At 70.6% G+C, this 2,533-nt stretch carries 4 protein-coding genes; 1 reads left to right on the top strand and 3 read right to left on the bottom strand.

The window, feature by feature from the left end:
- Positions 1–45: 45 nt before the first annotated feature.
- A complete protein-coding gene (locus ACM2XV_RS14165; protein WP_344773669.1) occupies positions 46–615 on the top strand; it encodes an isochorismatase family protein in 570 nt (189 codons plus the stop codon).
- Between the two features lie 90 nt (positions 616–705).
- Here the strand turns inward: ACM2XV_RS14165 and ACM2XV_RS14160 are convergent, their stop codons facing one another.
- The 3 genes from ACM2XV_RS14160 to ACM2XV_RS14150 form a co-directional block, all read right to left on the bottom strand.
- Complete coding sequence (locus ACM2XV_RS14160) at positions 706–1,008, bottom strand: hypothetical protein (RefSeq protein WP_344773667.1); 303 nt, start codon at positions 1,006–1,008, stop codon at positions 706–708.
- Between the two features lie 4 nt (positions 1,009–1,012).
- Positions 1,013–2,023, bottom strand: coding sequence for a zinc-binding metallopeptidase family protein (locus ACM2XV_RS14155; RefSeq protein WP_487027395.1), 1,011 nt, complete (start codon positions 2,021–2,023; stop codon positions 1,013–1,015).
- A gap of 10 nt (positions 2,024–2,033) precedes the next feature.
- Positions 2,034–2,533: transglutaminase-like domain-containing protein (locus tag ACM2XV_RS14150; RefSeq protein ID WP_487027394.1), on the bottom strand; the 500-nt coding region annotated here is incomplete at its 5' end.

Raw genomic sequence — 2,533 nt, 5'->3', positions numbered from 1 at the left:
CGCGGCCCGCGCGCCGCACACCACCCCACCCCAGAAGGAGAACCGATGAGCATTGAACTCGAGCAGACCCCCGCCCTCGTCGTCATCGACCTGCAGACCGGCCTGCGCGGCTACCCGACGGTGCACCCGTTCGATGACGTGGTCGCGAACTCGGCGAAGCTCGCCGAGGCGTTCCGCGCCAAGGGCCTGCCGGTCGTGCTGGTGAACGTCGCCGGGGGAGCCCCCGGCCGCACCGAGCGCAGCAAGGCATCCGGCCGGCCCGCCGGTGGGTCGCTGCCCGCCGAGGCGACGGTGCTGCTGCCCGAGCTCAACCAGCAGCCGAGCGATATCACCGTCACGAAGACCACCCTCGGCGCGTTCCTGTCGACCGACCTCGACGCGAAGCTCAAGGCCGTCGGCGCGACCCAGATCGTGCTCACGGGGGTGTCGACCACCTCGGGCGTCGAGTCGACCGCGCGCTCGGCGTACGAGCTCGGCTACCACGTGGCGTTCGTGGTCGACGCGATGACCGACACGAGCGAGGCCGCACACAACGCATCGGTCGAGCACCAGTTCCCGAAGCTCGGCGAGCTCGGCACGACGGCCGAGGTGCTGGAGTCGCTCGCGGCGCGCTGATTCCGCGGCGCTGCGTCGGGCGGTGCGAGACGTATGCTCCGAGCCTCTCGGGCGTGCGGTTCGCACCGCTCGCGGCTCAGTGCCGCCGGGTCAGGACGGGTCGGGGTCGAGGACCCGCAGACGATGCTCGGGGAACGTGGCCTGCTCGAAAGGGCCGCGGCCGTCGCCCGTGTAGCTCGGCTCCTCGAACGCGACCGTCCAATAGCGCGGCAGCTGCAGGCCGGGGTAGGGCGCGATCTCTTTGTTTCCGGGCGCGATGACGACGCCCACCGGATCGTCGTCGTGGGGCTCGAGCTGATCGGAGTCGCTCACGACCGCGACGAGCATGCCGATGCCGACCGCGGGGCCGGTCGACCTCGGCGCCTTCGGGAAGAAGCGGTCGAGCCAGTTCATGTGCTCAGGCTACGTCGGGGCGCAGCGACGCGACGAAGTCCAGCTTGTCGAGCACCGGCGGCGCGATCACGAAGGGGTACACGTCCTCCTTGCCCATGGAGCGGTTGATCATGTTGAGCGCCGTCGACAGGGGGATCCACACGTCTGTCACGAGCTGACGGAACGGCACCCGCCAATCGATCGGGTTCACCGAGATCAGGCCGTAGGCCGCGGCCGTCTCGACGGTGTCGCAGATGTGCAGATAGTGCGCCCAGGTCTCGGCGAAGTCCTCGAACGGATGCATCGACGCATAGGCCGAGATGAACGCGCCGCCCCACTCGGGCGGCGCCCCTTCCGCGTAGTGCCGCTCGAGCGCGGCCTGATAGTCGGCGCTCTCGTCGCCGAAGAGCTCGCGGCAGCGAGCCATGCGCTCCTCGCCGCGCACGAGCAGCCACTCGTAGTAGTGCCCGACTTCGTGACGGAAGTGGCCGAGCATCGTGCGGTACGGCTCGGCGAGCCTGTCGCGGATCTGCTCGCGGTAGGCGTCGTCGCCCTCGGCGAGATCGATCGTGACCACGCCCGAGTCGTGCCCCGTCGTCACGGGCTGGGCGGCGCTCGACAGCAGGTCGAAGGCGAGCCCCGTCTCGGGGTCGCCGGGGCCGGCATCCGTCTCGCTCTTGCCGGTGATGGGGAAGCCGAGCCGATCGAGCTCGACGATCAGCTGTCGCTTGGCGCGCTCGGCGACCAGGAAGTTCGACAGCCCGGCGCGGTCGTCGTCGCGGGGGCGCGTGCGGGTGAGCGCGCAGTTGAAGCACAGGCCGCCGGGTGTGCGCGTGAGCCAGGTGCAGCCGGAGAGGGTGAGGTTCGCGCACACGTGCCACGTGTCGCCCGCGGCATCGATGTAGACGCCCGCGGGGTCGACGGGGACGATGTCGCGCTCGGCGCGCGAGTAGCCGAGGCCGGTGCCGCACGAGACGCAGACCGAGTTCTCGAAGTACAGCGGGCTGCCGCAAATGCGGCACGTGAAGGACCTCATGGTGCAGTCGTTACCCCTGCGGGGCCACGTCGACCGCGACGCGCAGCGTGGACTTCGTCGCTTCGGTGAAGATGACGCCCTTCAGGGGCGCCACGTCGCCGTAGTCTCGGCCCCAGGCGACCGTCACGTAGCGCTCGCCCGCGCGCTGGTCGTTCGTGGGGTCGACCGCGAGCCAATCGCCCGAGCCGGGCACCCACACCGCGAGCCAGGCGTGTGAGGCATCCGCCCCCACCACACGCGGCTTGCCGGGCGGCGGATCGGTCGCGAGGTAGCCGCTCACATAGCGCGCCGCGAGCCCGTGGCTGCGCAGGCACGCGAGGGCGAGGTGTGCGAAGTCCTGGCAGACCCCTGCGCGCTTCGCGAAGGTGTCGGCGACGGTGCTGGTGACGGTCGTCGCGGTCGGATCGTAGTCGAAATCCGCGTGGATGCGCGACATGAGCTCGGCGACGGCCTCGCCGATCGGCCGGCCGGGCGCGAGCGACGCGGCGGCGTAAGATCGGAAAGAGCACA

The sequence above is a fragment of the Gryllotalpicola sp. CP2-P1 genome (genome assembly GCF_057512245.1).
Note: the sequence above shows the minus strand (reverse complement) of the source record. Positions and strands in the feature narration are given on the sequence as shown.

Coding starts and splice junctions, on each gene's coding strand:
- ACM2XV_RS14165 (WP_344773669.1), top strand. CDS start 46: ATGAGCATTGAACTCGAGCAGACCCCCGCCCTCGTCGTCATCGACCTG.
- ACM2XV_RS14155 (WP_487027395.1), bottom strand. CDS start 2,023: ATGAGGTCCTTCACGTGCCGCATTTGCGGCAGCCCGCTGTACTTCGAG.
- ACM2XV_RS14160 (WP_344773667.1), bottom strand. CDS start 1,008: ATGAACTGGCTCGACCGCTTCTTCCCGAAGGCGCCGAGGTCGACCGGC.